A 16800-nucleotide genomic window follows, 5' to 3' on the forward strand; every position below is an offset into this window, starting at 1 on the left:
GAGGATTCCCCAATGTCGGCCATTTCCGCTGCTAACGTGAAGGCCCTGCGCGATAAAACCGGCGCGGGCATGATGGATTGCAAGAAGGCCCTTGGCGAGTGCAACTGCGACGAAGAAAAAGCCATCGCCTGGTTGCGCGAAAAGGGACTGTCCAAGGCCCAGAAACGGGCCGGCCGCGACACCTCCGAGGGCGTCATCGGCTCCTATATCCACTCCACCGGCAAGCTTGGCGTCATCGTCGAGATCAAGTGCGAGACGGACTTCGTGGCCCGTTCCGAGCGCTTCGTCGAGTTCGCCAAGAACGTGGCCATGCAGATTGCTGCGGCCAACCCGGTGTGTCTGGCTCCCGAGGACGTGCCGGCCGAGCTGCTGGCCAAGGAAAAAGAGATCTTCAAGCACCAGGCCATGGAAGAGGGCAAGCCCGAAGCCATTGCCGAGAAGATCGTCGAAGGCCGGGTCAAGAAGTTCTACAAAGAAATCTGCCTGCTGGAACAGCCGTTTATCAAGGACGACAAGGTCACCATCAAGGACCTGCTCAACGAGCTGATCGGCGTCCTGGGTGAAAACGTCCAGATCGGGCGGTATACCCGCATGGCCCTGGGCGAGACCGCCTAGGCAACCACGCACCGATTGTCAAACGGGCCGCAAGGCCCGTTTTTTTTGGAGTCGCCGGAGGCGGCGATACCCTTTGCATTCTCGCCCGACCCGGGCATGATGGCCGGGATCGTCTGCCCGGGCGCAGGCGGTCCCGCATCCAGGCCGGAAGGCGGCGTCAACGGTCTGTTCCGGGAGGGGGCAGATACGGGGCTGGCGCAGGCTCCCGGGGCAAGCGGCCAAGCCCCGGAGCAAAGGACCATCCGCCGGCCTGCGGCGGCCCGGCAACGGCCCGCCGGCAGACTGATACCCCTCTCATTATCACGAGGTGCCCCATGTCGAATTTGCGGTTTTCCCAGGTTTTGCTTAAGATCAGCGGCGAGGCATTGGCCGGTGGTCGGCCCTTTGGCATCGACAACCAGACCATCACCAATTTTTGCCGGGAGATCGTGGACGCCACTGCCCTTGGAGCCAGGATTTCCCTGGTTATCGGCGGCGGCAATATCTTTCGCGGCGTCTCCGAACAGGCCGCCGGCATGGACCGGTCTTCGGCCGACTACATGGGGATGCTGGCCACGGTCTTAAACGCTCTGGCCGTCCAGGAAGGCCTCGAGAAGCAGGGCCTGTCCACCCGCGTCATGTCGGCCATCACCATGCGCGAGGTGTGCGAGCCCTATATCCGTCGTCGCGCCCTGCACCATCTGGACAAGGGCCGGGTGGTTATTTGCGCTGCCGGAACCGGCAATCCGTATTTCACCACGGACACGGCCGCAGCGCTTCGGGCCATGGAGCTGAAAAGCGAGGCCATTCTCAAGGGAACCAAGGTCGACGGCGTGTACGACAAGGACCCGGCCAAACACGCCGACGCCGTCAAATTCGATGAACTGACCTATATGGACGTGCTGGAAAAGCGGCTGCGGGTCATGGATACCACCGCCATCAGCTTGGCCATGGACAATCATATGCCCATCGTGGTCTTTAACATGTTTACCGCAGGAAACCTGAGCCGGGTGCTCACGGGCGAGCCCGTCGGCACCGTTGTCAGAGGAGGCGAATAACATGCAGGCAGTGCTCAAGGACGCCGAAGACAGGATGAAAAAGGTGCTGGCCACCCTGGAGAAGGAATTCTCCCGGCTGCGCACCGGCCGGGCCTCAAGCGCCCTGCTCGAAGGCGTGCGCGTGGACTATTACGGCACCCCCACCCAGCTCGACCAGCTGGCCTCGGTGGCCACGCCCGACAGCCGCACCATCACCATCCAGCCCTGGGACCGCAAAGCCTTTGCCGACATCGAAAAGGCCATCATGAAGTCCGGCCTGGGCCTCACGCCGGTCAACGACGGCAAGGTCATCCGTATCTCCATTCCGCCCCTGACCGAAGATCGCCGCAAAGAGTTGGTCAAGATGGGCAAGAAGCACACCGAGGAAGCCAAGGTGGCCGTGCGCAACATCCGCCGCGACGCCAACGAGGCCCTCAAGAAAAAGAAAAGCGACAAGAAGATCAACGAAGACGACCAGCACAAGGGCCAGGAAGACGTGCAAAAGCTCACCGACAACTATATTGTCAAAACCGATGAGGCCTTTTCCAAGAAGGAAAAGGAAATCATGGAGATCTAGCCCTGGACAGCCATACGCTTCCGCTGCCGCGCCACGTGGCCGTCATCATGGACGGCAACGGGCGCTGGGCCACCATGCGCGGGCTGCCCCGCAGCGAGGGACACCGGGCCGGCACCGAGTCGGCCCGGGCCATTCTCACCCGTTGCCGGGAGCTCGGCATCGGCCATCTGACCCTGTACACCTTTTCCAAGGAGAACTGGGGCCGGCCGGCTGAGGAGGTCAAGTTCCTGTTTGATCTGCTCGTGCGGTTTCTGACCCGCGAGCTCGATACCCTGCTCACCCAATCCATTCGCTTCAAGGTGCTTGGCGAGATCGACGAACTGCCGCTGGCCACCCGCAAGGTGCTGGGCCACGTCATTGCCAAGACTGCCCAGTGCACGGCCATGACGCTCAATCTGGCGCTCAATTATTCCGGACGCGAAGAGATCCTGCGGGCCTGCCGCCGGCTTGCGGCCAAGGGGACGCCGCCGGACGGGATCACCGAAGAGGCCCTGGCCGCGGAACTCTACACCGCCGGCCAGCCCGATCCCGATCTCATCATCCGCACCAGCGGCGAGATGCGCCTGTCCGGCTACCTCCTGTGGCAATCGGCCTACAGCGAGTTCGCCTTCCCGGACACGCTTTGGCCGGATTTTTCCCCGGCCCATCTCGACGCCGTTTTAAGCGACTACCAGAACCGCACCCGCCGCTTCGGCCTGACCGGCGAGCAGCTCCAGACCTAGGGGAGCGCCCTCGGACTCTGTCCGGCCCGGCGTCGGCGGCAAGCCACGGATTACGGCGCAAGCGGCGGGTTCTTTTCAATTCCTTCCGTCAGAAAGACTCGATAGTCGCTGCCCAGATGCCTGTGTTTGCAGGCCGCCTGGTAGGCCGGGCTGCCGTAAAAGGCTTTTGCTTCTTCGGCGCAGGCGAATTCAAGCACGACAACGCCTTGGGCCTCGGCTCCCTCCAGCGTCTGGCAGGGGCCGTAAATGACGTGCGGCGTGATGTCGTGGCCCAGCATGGCGGCGGGAGCCTGTTGTTTATAGAGGGCGTATTCGGCTTCGTCGCGCATCTTCTCGCGAATGAAAATCAGATAGGCAGCCATGGGGGCGCTCCTTGTCGGCTGGTTCGTTGGGAGGGACTGGGTGTGCGCCCGGGCCTGCGGGCACAGGCAGAACACCGGGGCACAGGGCCGTATGGACCTGGCGGTTCCTGGCGGGACTACCCGGCTAGGCCACCGGGATCGTGCCGCCGTCGATGACATACTCCGTGCCGGTGATGGCCGCTGCCCGGGGCGAGGCCAGAAACGCGATGAGATTTGCCACCTCAAGGGGTTTTGCCGGGCGGCCAAGGGGAATGCCGCCCAGGGCATCCATGATGATCCGCTGGCCGCCTGCATAGTCGCTGCCGGCCTTCGCGGCCAGCCTTTCGGCCAGGGCCACGGCCGCTTCCGTTTCGACCCAGCCGGGTGAGACGCGCACGACCCGGATGCCTTTGGGGGAAACCTCCTTGGACAGGCTTTTGCTGTACGTTGACAGCGCCGCCTTGGCCGCTGCATAGGCCGTCGTGGAGTCCGGGAGCGGGAGACGATCCTGAATCGAGGTGACGTGGATGACGACGCCGGAACCCTGGGCCAGCATCCCGGGCAGCAGGGCGCGATCCAGGCGCACGGCGGGAAACAGGTTGAGGGACAGTTCCCTGTGCCAGGCCGCCTCGTCCAGGGCGGCAAAACCGCCGGCCGGGGCGCTGGACCCGCCCAACACGTGAATGATGCTGTCCACGCCGCCAAGCCGGTTGCCAACCGCCCGGGCAACCGCGGCACAGCCGTCAAGGGTGGTCAGGTCTGCGGCCACAAAGGCGTCATCCGGCAGATCTTCCGGTTGTGTGCGGGCCACAGCCAGCACGCGGGCTCCGTAGTGGCGAAAGAGCCCGGCCACAGCGCCGCCAATACCCTTGGTCCCGGCCGTCACCAGGACGCGCTGGCCCGCAAGTTCAAGATTCATGGACATGGCTTGATCTCCAATCGGGTACCTTCTTTGTTGAAAACGACTGGCGGCCAAACTATGCCCAGGCTCGCAACCCTGCAAGAACGCACCGAAAAGTGAGGGACTTCCCATGAGGAAAGCCTATACGCCCGAAACAGCGGCGGCGGATGTGGAAAAAACCCTGCAGGTGCTTGAGGGACGCTGGAAGTTGATTATTCTATTCCACTTGTTTGGTGGAAAAATCCAGCGTTACAGCGAGTTAGAGCGGCTCATTCCAGGTGTTTCCCCCAAGATGCTGGCCCAGCAATTGCGGCAGTTGGAGGCCGACGGCCTGATCTCCCGAAAACTGTATCCGCAAGTGCCTCCCAAGGTGGAGTACCGCCTGACGGCGTGGGGGCAGGCCCTGTGCCCGGCCCTGGATGCCCTGTTGCAATGGGCGGAGAAACGGCCTGAGGCCGGTGCCCCTCGGGAATAAACGGGGCTCCCGGGCGGTTGTCGCAGGCTGCCCTCGCCGGCGACAGCCGCTTAAAAGCCAAGGCCTGTGGCGATGCGGAGCCTGGCCGTTGCCCCGACGCCACGCCGCCCTCTGTACGCAAGAGCCTCTCGCACCGTGTCCGGATGCGGAGCCTGCCCCGACGCCACGCCGCCTGCCCGGCTGCAGTCCAGACCGGGGGCCGATGGGCCGGCCGGCCCGGTTCCTAGACCAGGGCCTTTGGCTTGCTGCCGCCCCGGCCTTCGGCTTCCAGTTCTTCCATGAGCGCGGCCAGTTCCTGGGATTGCCGGGCCAATTCGGCCACGGTCCGGGAGGCCTCGGCCATGGCCCGGGCATTGGATTCGGAGATGGCGCTGACCGCGTCCACAGCCCGGTTGATCTCGTCGCTGGTGGCCGATTGTTCCTCGGCGGCCGTGGCGATGGAGCGCACCTGATCCGAGGCGTTTTCCACCAACCCCACGATCTGGGCCAGGGCTTCGCCGGCCTGGGCCGCCAGGGCGTTTGCCCGGGTGACCGCCCCGGCTGCGGCGTCCACGTTGCCCACATTGCGACTGGCCCCGGCCTGGATGCCCCGGATGGCGTCGCCCACTTCCTTGGTGGCGGTCATGGTTTTTTCGGCCAGCTTTCGCACCTCATCGGCCACGACGGCAAAGCCCCGGCCGGCGTCCCCGGCCCGGGCCGCCTCGATGGCGGCGTTTAAGGCCAGCAGATTGGTCTGGTCGGCGATGTCGGAAATGACGTTCATGACCGCGCCGATGTCCTGGGCCTGGCGGCCAAGCGTGTCCATGTCCGCCTTGAGTCCCGTGGCCTGTTCTTGGACCATGCCAATGGCCGTCACCACCTGGGTCACCACTTCGGCCCCTTCCACGGCCTTGGCTTTGGCCGCGTCGGTGGTGCCGGCGGCGTTGGAAGCGTTTTTGGCCACTTCAAGGACGGTGGCGTTCATCTCTTCCATGGCCGTGGCCGTCTCGGTCATGCGCCGGGACTGATCCTCGGCTCCCTGGCTCGACTCGGCGATGCGGTCCGACAGTTCCGCCGAGGCCGTTCCCACCACGGCCACCACCCCGCCCAGGCGATCCGCTGCCTGGATCAGGCCTTCGGCCTTGGCCCGTTCGGCCTTCTGGGTGGCTTCCTCGGCCAGCCGGGTGGCTGCGACAGCGGCCTGGGCCTTGTCTTCGGCCTCGGCTGTCTTGGCCGTAATGTCGTCCATGTTGGTGCGCAGGGTGGCCACCATGGTATTGAGCGCCGCCTGCATCCGGGCGGCTTCGTCGTTGCCGACGGCGTCCAGGCGCACGGACAGGTCGCCGGCGGCGCAGAGCATGGCCGCCTCGGTGGTCTGCCGGATGGGGCGGGTCACCGAGACCATGATCACAGCGCAGACCCCGATCAGAACAACCAGTCCCACGGCCACGCTGCCGACGATGGTGGTCAGGGCCGAGTTGATGCGGGCCTCGTTGTCGGCCCGGATGGCGGCCTTGGCCCGGTCCACGTTGTCGATATAGATGCCGGTGCCAATCCACAGGTCCGTGCCCGGAATCATGGCGGCGTAGGCCAGCTTGGGCTGGTCGCCCTGGCCGGGCTTGGGGAAGATATACTCGATAAAGCCGCCGCCGGCCTTGGCTTTCTGGTGGAGTTCCCGCACGAAGTACACGTTGTTTTTGTCTTTGAGATCTCCCAGGTCCTTGCCCTGGTTGGCCTTGTTGGGCGGCAGGGCGACGTTGACCGTGTCCTTGTAGACAAAGAAGTAGCCGGATTTGTCGTCTTCAAAGCGGAAGGTGTCCACCATGGCCCGGATGGTTTCCAGGCGTTTTTCGGCTGACGTCTCGGTTTTGATGGCCGCAGCGATGGCCTCGGCCATGGCATTGGAGGCCACGGCGAGTTTGAGGCGCTCTCCGTCAAGCATGAGCGTCTGGGCCGATTGCACCGTATGCTCTTCCAACCGATGCAGTTCCGTGGAAAAGGCCAGGACCATGCCGGCAGCAAACGCCGTGAACAGGACCAACAGAAGAACGAAGCGCCAGGACAGGGAAAAACGTCGCAGGAGAGCAAGGACAACGCCGGAACCGGATGCAGTCGCAGTCACGGGATACCTCCGCCAACAGGTTGCAGGCCAGGGGACTTTTGCGGGAATTAACCAAATAGTAAAATATTATCCAAAGGCAATCAACAGGGATGCGAAAATACTTGCAGCGTCCGGTGGTTGGCGTTGAATGTGGTTTGGGCTGTTATGCAGGCCCAAAAAGCAGCCCCCGCCGGGGGAGGCGGGGGCTTTTGAAGGAGGGAGGAGAGAATCGGTACTTTGTCGGCCCCGGATGGTGCTTCCGGGAGCAGACTTGGCGACGGTGGGGCTTGAGGGGAAGCCTCTTCCGTCACTGTACAGATAAGACCCGATTATGAAACGGGCATGGATGGCGCATGAACTTTGCGCTGGAGTCGGCAAAACAAAATCCCCGCCGGGGAGCGGGGATTTTGTTTTCGAGGAGGGAGGAGAGATTGTCTGGGCCGCTTGCGGGAGGGGGACCGCTTCGGGCTTTGGGTTATACGTTGCCAAGGGCGGGCGGCTGAGGGGGAACCGCCTTTCGTTGGGGAGAATGTAAAGCCGGCCCATGAAACGGCGATGGCGGCTGCATGAATTCTGGTTAGGAATTGTTTTTTGCGCTGCTCCCTAAAAAGGAAGCCCTCGCCGGGGAGCGAGGGCTTCGTCAAGGAGGGGGAGAGCGTCCTTGGGACCGCCTGGGGATGGGAGGGGCCATCTGATCCGGCGAAACAAGGCAGAGGGTTCGTTTTGTGTGTCTTTTGGTCCGAACGGGCCGTTGCCTCATTCGTTGGTTACTCTATAGGACCCGGAGGTGAAGCGGGAATGTCCACAAAATGAACGAAAATTTAATTTTTGGCCCGGCCGGCCGGGAAGGCCAGGGTGACCCGCAGGCCCGGGACATTGTCGGACAGGCGAAGTTCGGCCTGATGCAGTCCGGCCGCCGCCGCCACCAGCGACAGCCCAAGCCCGCTGCCCGGCGTATTGCGGCTTGATTCCAGGCGGGTGAAGCGTTCCAGCACCAGTTCGCGGTGCTCGGCCGGGATGCCGGGACCGGTGTCGGCCACCGAGAGTTCCGCTCCGGTCGGGCTGGCCTTGAGGGTCAGGCTCACCGTGCCGCCGGCCGGGGTATATTTGACGGCGTTGTCGAGGAGATTGGCCAGGGCCTGGGAGAGCAGATGGCGGTTGCCGGGCACGGTGACCCCGGGGTCCAGGGCCAGGGCGAAGGCCAAGCCCGCTTCCTCGGCCACCGGCTCGTAGAGTTCGCCGGCGTCGGCGGCCAGCTGGGTCAGGTCGATGTCGGTGAAATCCTGGCGGCGCGCCCCGGATTCGGCCTGGGCGATGGTGAGCAGGGCATTGAAGGTCTGCAGCAGCCCGTCAATCTCGGCAATGGTGTGTTCCAGGACCTCGCGGTAGCCCTCGGGACTCTGGTTGCCGGTCAAGGACATCTCCAGGCCCGAGCGGATGCGGTTTAAGGGGCCGCGCAGGTCGTGGGCGATGTTGTTCGATACCTGTTTGACGCCTTCCATAAGCCGGCTGATCTGGTCGAGCATGGCGTTTAAGTTCTCGGCCAGCCGGTCGAATTCGTCGCCGGCCCCCCGGGTGGGGATGCGCCGGCTTAAGTCGCCGTTCATGATCTCGCGGCTGGCCTTGGTGATGACGTCAATGCGCTTGAGCATCCAGCGGCTGGTCAGCACGCCGCCGGCCCCGCTCAGGACAACGGTCAGGAGCAGGCCCCAGAACAGGGAATCGATAATAAGCCGCTCCACCTTGACCCGCTCGGACACGTCGCGTCCGACCACCAGATGAAAATTGCCCGGCAACAGGAAATAGCGCATCCGCACCCGGCGCGGCTCGTAATTTTCCGTATCCTCCAGGGTGGCGTCAAACCAGCCCGAGCCGGTGTCCTTGAATTTGGGCCATTCGGGCAGGTTGCCGGCCAGGGGATTGAATTTCCAGTCGGTGAGCAGATAGACGCTCGATCCGGCCTTGTCCTTGGCCACCCGCGATTTGATGACCCGGATGAGGCCGGTCAGGCCCAGCTGGCTGTATTGCTCGGCCAGGCCCTGGATCTCGGCGTTGATCGTCTCGTCGGTCTGGCGTTCCATGAAGCCGGCCGTGGAGGTGTAAATAAACCACAACAGCACCAGCACCGACAGGCCGAAGGCGGCCATGTGCAGGATGGACAGGCGAAGGGTGGAGGAGCGCAGGAGTTTAGTTGGGATCACGCAGACTGTACCCGGCGCCGCGAATGGTGGAGAGCAGGGGCTTGTCGTGGCCCTTGTCGATCTTGTGCCGCAGGCGGCTTATGTGGACGTCGATGACGTTGGTCTGGGGGTCAAAGGAATAGTCCCAGACGTTTTCGAGCAACATGGTGCGGGTGACCACATGGCCGGCATGGCGCATGAGGTATTCCAGCAGGGAAAATTCCTTGGGCTTGAGTTCGATGGCCTGGCCGGCCCGGCGCACCGAGCGCCCCACCAGGTCCATTTCCAGATCAGCCACCTTGAGGATGGTGTCCGGGGCGTCGGAGCGCCCCCGGCGCAGGAGCGCCTCCAGCCGGGCCAGCAGTTCGGCAAAGGCGTAGGGCTTGACCAGATAATCGTCGCCCCCGGCCTTGAGGCCCTTGACCCGGTCGTCCACGTCGCCCAGGGCCGAGAGGATGAGCACCGGGGTCTGGTTGCCGGCCGAGCGCATGGTTTTGACAATGGTCAGGCCGTCAACGCCGGGCAGCATCCGGTCCACCACCACGGCGTCGTAGGTTTCGGCCGCCACCCGGTACAGGGCCTCGCGTCCGTCGGCCACATGGTCCACCACATAGCCGGATTCCTTGAGGCCTTTGACCATGTAGGCAGCAGCGTCCAGGTCGTCTTCAACAATGAGCACTCGCATAGCGGACTCCTTGGCGGACAGCGGCCAGGGCCGGTCCGTCGGGCTGGTCATCTGGCGGCAATACGCTCCAGGGCCGCATCGAGTTCGTTCATGTCGATGGGTTTGGGCACATAGTCGTCAAAGCCGGCTTCGAGCATTTGTTCGCGGTAGCCTTTGATGGCATGGGCGGTCAGGGCGATCACTGCCGTTTGGGCAGCCTCGCCGAAGGTCTCGACATTGCGCAGACGGCGCAACGTTTCCGGGCCGCTTAACCCCGGCATCTCGACATCCATGAGGACGCAGTGAAAAGGCGTCGTGGACAGCAGATCCAGGGCGGCCTGGCCGGAGTCGACGGCGGTGACCGTATGGCCGCGCCGTTCGAGCAACCGTTTGGCCACAAGCTGGTTGATGAGGTTGTCCTCCACCAGCAAAATGGACATCGGCGTCGTCGTTTTCGTGCCCAGCGACTTGGCCGGCGTCTTCTGGGCCGGAGCCGGCTGGGCGGGGGGAATTTCAAACACAGCGGTAAAAAAGAAGGTGCTGCCCAGGTCGGGTTCGGATTCGACCCAGAGGCGTCCGCCCATGAGGTTGACGAGATTGCTGCTGATGGACAGCCCAAGGCCGGTGCCGCCGGCTCCGCGGTTGAGGCTGGCGTCGAGTTGGGTGAAATATTCAAAGATTCGCGCGTGTTTCTCGCGGGGGATGCCGATGCCGTCGTCGGCTACGGAAAAAAGCAGGGTCATCGACGGGGTTTTGGGGTCGGACACGGGGCAGTGAATGGCCGGAGCCGGTTGGACGAGTACCCGCACCGTCCCGTTCTTGGTAAATTTGAGTCCGTTGGAAACAAGGTTGGCTACGATCTGGGCCAGCCGCCCGGGGTCGCCGATAAGGATCTCGGGGACGTCCGGGGATACGACAACTTCCAGGGTGTTGTCGTGGCGGGCGGCCAGGCCGCTATAGAGCCGCGCGCACACGCCCATGGTGTCGCGCAGGGCAAATTGGGTGCGTCCAAGCTCCATGCGCCCGGCTTCTATCCGCGAAAAGTCAAGGATGTCATTGATGATTTCCAGCAGGTTGACGGCGGACTGGCGGGCCAGATCGAGGTAGTCGCGCTGTTCCGGAGTCAGCTCAGTGCTCATGGCCAGTTCGATCATGCCCATGATGCCGTTCATGGGGGTGCGGATTTCGTGGCTCATGGTGGCCAGGAACTGGGATTTGGTGCGGTTGGCGGTTTCCGCCGCCTCCATGGCCCGGGTGAGGCGCTCGCGGGTGCGCATAAGCTCGGTCACATCGACCATGGCCTCGATGATGCTGGTCGTGCCGGGCAGGCGCCGGGCAGTCTTGTACATGATCCGTTCGCCGTTTAAGGTCTTTATGGCGCATTCCCGTTCGCGCACGATGCCTGAGGCGGCGGCCACGACCGGGCAGGAGTCCTTGTTGCAGAGATAGTCCTTGCAGGACGCTCCCCGGGCCTTGGGACCAAAGAGGCGTTCGGCCGCCGGATTCTGGTATTCGAGGATGCGGTCGCCGTTTTCGGCCAGCCGCACCTTGACGATGGGGATGGGGGCGCTGTCCAGCACCATGTCCAGGTCGCGTCGGCTCTGGACGCTCTCGGTGACGTCGAGGACCAGTCCCTGGACGGCGGCGACCTGGCCGGCGGCATCGCGGGTGAACTGGATGCGGTTGGTCACGTGGCGGGTCTGGCCGCTTTGGGTCAGGAGGCGGTAGTCCAGGGCAAAGGCGTCGCGGCCGGAGGCGGCGTATTCGCCCATGGTCGTCTCGACCCGCTGCCGGTCGTCGGGGTGGATCAGATTCTTGGGGGAAAGAGCTCCGGAGAGCAGGGCCTCGCGGGAAAAGCCGAACCGCGTGATGTTTGACGAGACAAAGGACACCGGTCCGGGTTCGCCGTCGATGACGGGATAGCGGATGAGATAGGCCGGGCTGGCCTCCAGGATGAGGCTGGCCTGACGCATGGCGTCGTCTGCTTCACAGCGGGTGGTGACGTCGGTAGCCATCATGCGAAGGGTCGTTTCTGTTTGGCCCTGGCCGGGATCGGACCACGGCTCGACCGTCAACTCGGCGCTCAAACGGCTGCCGTCACGCCGGGTCAGGCGTACTTCCAAGGTCTGGGGCCGGCCGGTTTCCTGGGTACGACGCAAAGCGGTATGAAAGGCCGCCTGATCCGAGCGGGCCACGCGCACCACAAAGGGTTTGCCAAGCAGCTCGTTTCGGGGAATGCCGAGCATGGTCGAACCCTTGAGGTTGGCCGCGAGGATCACGCCCCGCAGGTCCAGCGTGAAGTAGCCGGCCGGGGCGAAATCGAAGAGATTGGCATACCGGTCGCGGGTCTCGGCCAGTTCGGCCTGGGTGCGGCGCAATTCGTCGTTTTGCAGTTCCAGCTCGATCTGGTTGACCCGGAGTTCATGGATGATCCGGGCCAAGTCCGCGACAGACAACTGTCCCAGTTCCTCCTCTGGCGACTGGGCGATCAGGGATTCGGCCTTACGGCGCAGGGCGGTGGTCGGCGCATCGGGTGCGGGATCTTTCATTGTCGGACTTCCAGGGCCGGACGAGGGCCGGGAACTCCCCGGCGAACCATACTTGCCCAGGCTATATGACAACAGGCGCAGCTTGGAAAGGGGGGCGGGCCGGCCCGGGTCGCGGCGGGATCGGATGGAAGGCAGGATGGCGACGCCGGTCGCGGCGTCAGGACTGGCGGCAGCGAGCGGTTTCTTTTTGGGCGCATTGCGGGTATGGCCGGAAAGCGCGTATGCTGCACACCACGCCCGGCCCGTTTCGCCGGGACCAAGGAGCCGATATGGATGGTCATGGGAAGAGTATTTTCAGTCGCGTCGGCGTGTTGTGGTCGGGTGGCTTCGTCCTGGCCGGCTGCCTGTTCCTGCTTGCCTTGACGGCGGGGACGGCGCTGGCCCAGAAAGCCGGGCCGATGACCTTTGGCGTGTTGTTGCCGGCGACGGGTTCCCTGGCCGAGTCGGGCAAGACGTCCCGGGCCGCCCTGGATCTGGCCCAGGCCGACATCAATGCCTATCTGGCCGCTTCGGGCCAGAGCGGGCAGGCGACATTTCTTTTTGAGAACACAGGCAGCAATCCCGAGCAGGCCCTGGAAAAATTGAAATCCCTGGCCGGGCGGGGCGTGCGGGTGGTCATCGGCCCCTTCTCCGACGACGAGGCCGAGGCCTGCCTGGAATTTGCCGATAAAAACAATATCCTGCTCATCAGCCAGGGCAGTTCCGGGCCTTTCCTGTCGAAAAAGGGGGACAACCTCTTTCGCCTTTCGCCGTCGGACACCTATCAGGCCGAGGCGGTCACCGGGCTCATGCGTCAGGAAGGGGCCACGGCCATTGTGCCCTTGTGGCGGGGCGACCGGTTTGGCGACGACATGACGGTGCATGTCAAGGCCCGGTTCAAGCAGCTTGGCGGCGAGGCCCTGCCCGGCAGCCGGTATGCGGCCGACCGCAAGGATTTCGCGCCCATCCTGGATGATCTGGCCAAACAGGTGGCCCAGGCCCAGCACAGCGGCAAATCCCCCAAGGTGGCCATCTATTTTGCTGGCGGCGAAGAGATCGTGCCCATTTTAAAGGCGGTGGCCAAGCGGCCCGAGCTGGCCGGGCTTTCTTGGTACGGTTCCAGCGCCACGGCCATGCTCGACGTCATTGCCAAGGACCCGGAGAGTGCGGCGGCGGCCATGAAGACCCGGCTGTCCAGCCCGCGCTACGGCGAGGGCGGGGCCAATGTCTACGGGCAGGTGGAGCGTCGCATCCAGGACAAGACCGACACCTTCCCCGACACCCAGAGCGTTGTGGCTTACGATGCCGCCTGGGCGGCCTTCTTCACGGCCCAGTGGGTCGGCGGGACCACGGATTTCGCCCGGTTCAAACAGGGGTTCGTTACGACCTGCGAGCGCATGTACGGGGCAACGGGCTGGCTGGCCTTAAACGAGCACGGCGATCGCCGTGAGGACTGGGATTTCGATTTCTGGGTGCTCAAAAATGACGGCGGCAAGTATTTCTGGGAAAAATCCGCCCGCTACCAGTTCGAGCCGGGCACGGCCAAGGAACTGTTTATCAGCTCCGGCCAGCCGAAATAGCCGGCGACACTGTCCCGCCAAATGACGACGGCCTGCTTCAGGAGACTGGAGCGGGCCGTCTGACGTGCTCGCTTGCGACGTCCATCTCCAGGGGCAGGCTTACGTACACGGCTGTGCCCTGGCCCGGACGACTGTCCATGCAGATGGTCCCGCCCATGAGCGCAACCAGCCGGCGGGTGATGGCCAGACCGAGGCCCAGGCCGCCGAAGCGGCGGGTGGAGGAGCCGTCCTCCTGGGTGAACGGCTCGAAGATGTACTCCAGTTTGGCGTCGGTCACGCCCATGCCGGTGTCGACAATAATGGCCAAGAACTGCCAGGTCGTGCCCACCGCCTGACCGCCCAGGTACAGGCTGGCTTCGCCGCCCATGGTGAAGCGCACGGCATTGCCCAGCAGATTGGTCAGCACCTGGCAAAGGCGCGTCGGATCACCGACCAGGGCGGCCGGCAACAGCGGCGACAGGTCAACGGTCACGGCCACATTCTTGGCCTGGGCCGTATCGGCAAAGCGGGAGGCCACATCCAGCGCCAAAATTCCCGGGGCAAACGGCTGGCGGCGCAGGATCACCCGTTCGGCCTCCAGGCTGGCGTAATCGAGCATGGCCGCAATGACCTCAAGCATGGTCTGGCCTGATTTGAGGGCTTGCCCCACGCCGGCCATGGATTTGGGGGGCAGGGGCAGGGCCTGGACGTGTTCGAGCATCCCCAGCATGATATTGAGCGGGGTGCGCAGTTCATGGGACAGGACGGCCAGAAATTCGGTTTTGGCCCGGCTGACGGCCTCGGCGGCCTTGCGCGCCCGGGTGAGGTCCTCGGCCCGTTTGCGTTCGGTGACGTCCATAGCCAGACAGACCACGCCCGCATCGTCCTCGCCCGGACCGCGCAACAGGGCCAGAGACACGAGCACCGGCACGGTGCGCCCTCCCTTGCCGTACAGGGTCTTTTCCAGGCCCGTCAGGCCGCCGGCCGCCAGCAGATTCTGGATCGGGGCGGACTCCAGAAACGTCGCCAGGGGATCATCCGGGGCAAACAAGCGCGCCGCCGGCGTCCCCAGAATTTCATGCTCGTCGTAGCCCAGCATGGCGCAGCCGGCTCGGTTGCACAGGGACACCCGGCCATCCCCGTCCACCACCCACAACGCTTCGTTGACGTTGGAGAAAATTCGCTCCAGGGATTCCTTGGCCCGGGTGAGGCCTTGGTGCGAGGCGGCCAGTCCCTCGGTCATGGCATTAAAGGCGGCTCCCAGCTCCCGGGTCTCCGACGGTCCGGTGGTCGGAGCGCGGGCCGACAGGTCGCCGCCCGAGACTGCCCGGGCCGTTGCCGCCAGCCGGGCCAGAGGGCCCGTAATGCCGCGCGTCCACCACAAGGCCCCCAGAACCGCAGTAAAAGCCGCTATCGCGGCCACGACCATGGCCAGCAGCCGCAACCGGTTCATCTCCGCGTCAATAACCCGTTGACGCGGCAGCACCACCAGGATCGATAGGCCATGCAGCCCCAGCGGGGCCGCTCCAATAAGGTTCGGTTCGCCGTTAAACAGGTCCTGGCCGCCGGCGTCGCTGCCGTCGGCCAGGGGCTCGGCTCCATGAGACGCTTCGGCGACCTGGATCTGGCGGCCATCCGGGGAAGCCACCGACAGCACCATGCCGTGCCCATCGACCAGGACGGCATAACCGCCATGTTCCAGGCGTAGTTCGGTGACCGACCGGGCAATGGCCGCCACGGGCAGGGCGCCCAGGAACACCCCCAGGGGCCGGCCGAAGGAGTCTTCGCGGGTCAGGGCCAACAGCAGCCAGGCCGGCCGGCCGTCGCCGGTCGGACGCAGGGCGGAAACAACCGTTCCCGGCGCGGCCAGGGCCTGGGTGACCAGGGAATCATCCGGCGCGGCCTTGGCCGAATCGGTGTAGCCCGCGCCGGTTGCGGCATACTCCCGCACGCCTTGGGCGTTGACGTAGGCCAGGGAAGTAAAGAGTCCCCGGTAGCGGTCGAACAGGGCTTGCAGGACGTGGTAGTCGTGGGCGTGCTCGAAGCGGTCCAGGCTGGAGCTGCTGGCCATAAGCCGCAGGTGCGTTTCGCCCTCATTGACGGCCAGGGCGGTTTCCCGCGCCAATCCGGCCGCCAGCAGGCGAACCTTTTCCAGTTCCTTGCGTTCCAGGATGTCGACGGCCAGATGGAACATGCCGCCGCCAAGAGCCAGGGTTAAAAGGGCCACCAACGTCATTTGGCCCATGAGGAGTTGGGTTTTGATGGAGTGCAGCATCAGGGCGCAGCAGATTTCCCGAGGACGGGCAGACAGCCCAGGCGGGTCATCAGGGACAAGGCGTCCGGGCTGCCCAGGGCCTTGAGAAATCGGGCGGCGGCCGGCGACAGGGGCGGCTTGTAGACCAGGGCGAAGGGAATTGTCAGGGTGTAGGCTTTGCGGCCGATATTTTCCAGGCTGGGGACCACGCCGTTTAAAGCCAGGGGAACGAGCGGCGTGGCGGCTATGGCCGGCAAGGAGAAGTAGCCGATGGTCCCGGGATGGCCGGTGGCCAGGTTGACCGCTTCGGGCGTGGTGTAGGCAATGGCCTGATCCTGGCAGCCGGTGGCGTCAAAACCGGGTAGGGCGGCGTTAATAATGACCCGGGCCGTTTCCGGCGTCTCGCGGCAGACCCGGGCGATGGGCAGGGATGGGCCGCCGAGTGCCGACCAGTCTTTGGCGTTGCCGGAGAAAACGGCCAGCACCTGGTCCGAGGTCAGGCCTGCAACCTCGGTCACCGAGGGGTGGACGGCAAAGACCACGGGGACGTTGGCAAAAACGGTTTCGGTCAGGCCCTCGGCGATTTCGTCGGCGCGAAGGGGCCGGGCCGTGCGCGCCAGTTCGGCCTTGCCGGCCAGGACCGAGCGGATGCCGCCGGTGGTCCCCACGGAATCGGGCACTTCCACCTGGATGTCGGGATTGTCCCGCATGAAGCGTTGGGCCAGGATGCGCAGCAGGTCCTGGCTGTCACCGGTGCCGGGGATGGACAGCGTGGTCGTTTCGGCGGCGGCCAGGATCGGGGCGGCCAGGGCCGGCAGGCCGAGCAGGGCGGTTGCGATTGCGGCAAGGGCCAGACGGGTGAAAAGGCCTGCAGCCATGGGTACTCCG

Annotated in this window: 14 protein-coding genes; 6 read left to right on the plus strand and 8 right to left on the minus strand. The window is 64.5% G+C overall.

Annotated features, from left to right (window positions below):
* The first annotated feature begins 12 nt into the window (after nt 1-12).
* The 4 genes from tsf to uppS all read left to right on the plus strand — a co-directional run bounded on the left by tsf (nt 13) and on the right by uppS (nt 2930).
* The gene (tsf, locus tag NY78_RS04065) at nt 13-615 is read left to right on the plus strand and encodes a translation elongation factor Ts (RefSeq protein ID WP_043632049.1); all 603 of its coding nucleotides are present in this window, start codon (nt 13-15) and stop codon (nt 613-615) included.
* A gap of 314 nt (nt 616-929) precedes the next feature.
* The gene (gene pyrH, locus NY78_RS04070; RefSeq protein WP_043632052.1) at nt 930-1652 is read left to right on the plus strand and encodes a UMP kinase; all 723 of its coding nucleotides are present in this window, start codon (nt 930-932) and stop codon (nt 1650-1652) included.
* A 1-nt stretch (nt 1653) separates the two neighbouring features.
* Nucleotides 1654-2208, plus strand: coding sequence for a ribosome recycling factor (gene frr / locus NY78_RS04075; RefSeq protein ID WP_043632054.1), 555 nt, complete (start codon nt 1654-1656; stop codon nt 2206-2208).
* 35 nt (nt 2209-2243) lie between these two features.
* The gene (gene uppS / locus NY78_RS04080) at nt 2244-2930 is read left to right on the plus strand and encodes a polyprenyl diphosphate synthase (protein ID WP_269430851.1); all 687 of its coding nucleotides are present in this window, start codon (nt 2244-2246) and stop codon (nt 2928-2930) included.
* 50 nt (nt 2931-2980) lie between these two features.
* Here uppS and NY78_RS04085 read toward each other — a convergent pair whose 3' ends face one another.
* Both NY78_RS04085 and NY78_RS04090 read right to left on the minus strand, forming a co-directional pair.
* A complete protein-coding gene (locus NY78_RS04085; RefSeq protein ID WP_043632058.1) occupies nt 2981-3292 on the minus strand; it encodes a DUF1330 domain-containing protein in 312 nt (103 codons plus the stop codon).
* 124 nt (nt 3293-3416) lie between these two features.
* Nucleotides 3417-4196, minus strand: a complete 780-nt coding sequence (locus tag NY78_RS04090) for an SDR family oxidoreductase (protein ID WP_043632060.1) — start codon at nt 4194-4196, stop codon at nt 3417-3419.
* Between the two features lie 106 nt (nt 4197-4302).
* Here NY78_RS04090 and NY78_RS04095 point away from each other — a divergent pair, with 106 nt between their 5' ends.
* Nucleotides 4303-4647 (plus strand): winged helix-turn-helix transcriptional regulator, encoded by a 345-nt coding sequence (locus tag NY78_RS04095; protein ID WP_043632061.1) that lies wholly within the window; start codon nt 4303-4305, stop codon nt 4645-4647.
* A 223-nt stretch (nt 4648-4870) separates the two neighbouring features.
* Here the strand turns inward: NY78_RS04095 and NY78_RS04100 are convergent, their stop codons facing one another.
* The 4 genes from NY78_RS04100 to NY78_RS23490 form a co-directional block, all read right to left on the minus strand.
* Complete coding sequence (locus NY78_RS04100; RefSeq protein WP_047960023.1) at nt 4871-6748, minus strand: methyl-accepting chemotaxis protein; 1878 nt, start codon at nt 6746-6748, stop codon at nt 4871-4873.
* A gap of 800 nt (nt 6749-7548) precedes the next feature.
* Nucleotides 7549-8928: a sensor histidine kinase gene (locus NY78_RS04105; protein ID WP_043632063.1), complete on the minus strand. Its 1380-nt coding sequence runs from the start codon at nt 8926-8928 to the stop codon at nt 7549-7551.
* The gene (locus tag NY78_RS04110) at nt 8915-9592 is read right to left on the minus strand and encodes a response regulator transcription factor (protein ID WP_043632064.1); all 678 of its coding nucleotides are present in this window, start codon (nt 9590-9592) and stop codon (nt 8915-8917) included. Before NY78_RS04110 ends, NY78_RS04105 begins: the two co-directional genes overlap by 14 nt.
* A gap of 47 nt (nt 9593-9639) precedes the next feature.
* Nucleotides 9640-12120: an ATP-binding protein gene (locus tag NY78_RS23490; RefSeq protein ID WP_082139880.1), complete on the minus strand. Its 2481-nt coding sequence runs from the start codon at nt 12118-12120 to the stop codon at nt 9640-9642.
* A gap of 221 nt (nt 12121-12341) precedes the next feature.
* Here NY78_RS23490 and NY78_RS04120 point away from each other — a divergent pair, with 221 nt between their 5' ends.
* Nucleotides 12342-13679 (plus strand): ABC transporter substrate-binding protein, encoded by a 1338-nt coding sequence (locus NY78_RS04120; protein ID WP_231583750.1) that lies wholly within the window; start codon nt 12342-12344, stop codon nt 13677-13679.
* A 37-nt stretch (nt 13680-13716) separates the two neighbouring features.
* Here the strand turns inward: NY78_RS04120 and NY78_RS04125 are convergent, their stop codons facing one another.
* Nucleotides 13717-15933 (minus strand): ATP-binding protein, encoded by a 2217-nt coding sequence (locus NY78_RS04125; protein ID WP_047960024.1) that lies wholly within the window; start codon nt 15931-15933, stop codon nt 13717-13719.
* Complete coding sequence (locus NY78_RS04130; protein WP_043632068.1) at nt 15933-16790, minus strand: substrate-binding domain-containing protein; 858 nt, start codon at nt 16788-16790, stop codon at nt 15933-15935. Before NY78_RS04130 ends, NY78_RS04125 begins: the two co-directional genes overlap by 1 nt.
* Between the last annotated feature and the right edge of the window lie 10 nt (nt 16791-16800).

It is taken from the genome of Desulfovibrio sp. TomC (genome assembly GCF_000801335.2).
In the GTDB taxonomy this organism is placed as follows: domain Bacteria; phylum Desulfobacterota; class Desulfovibrionia; order Desulfovibrionales; family Desulfovibrionaceae; genus Solidesulfovibrio.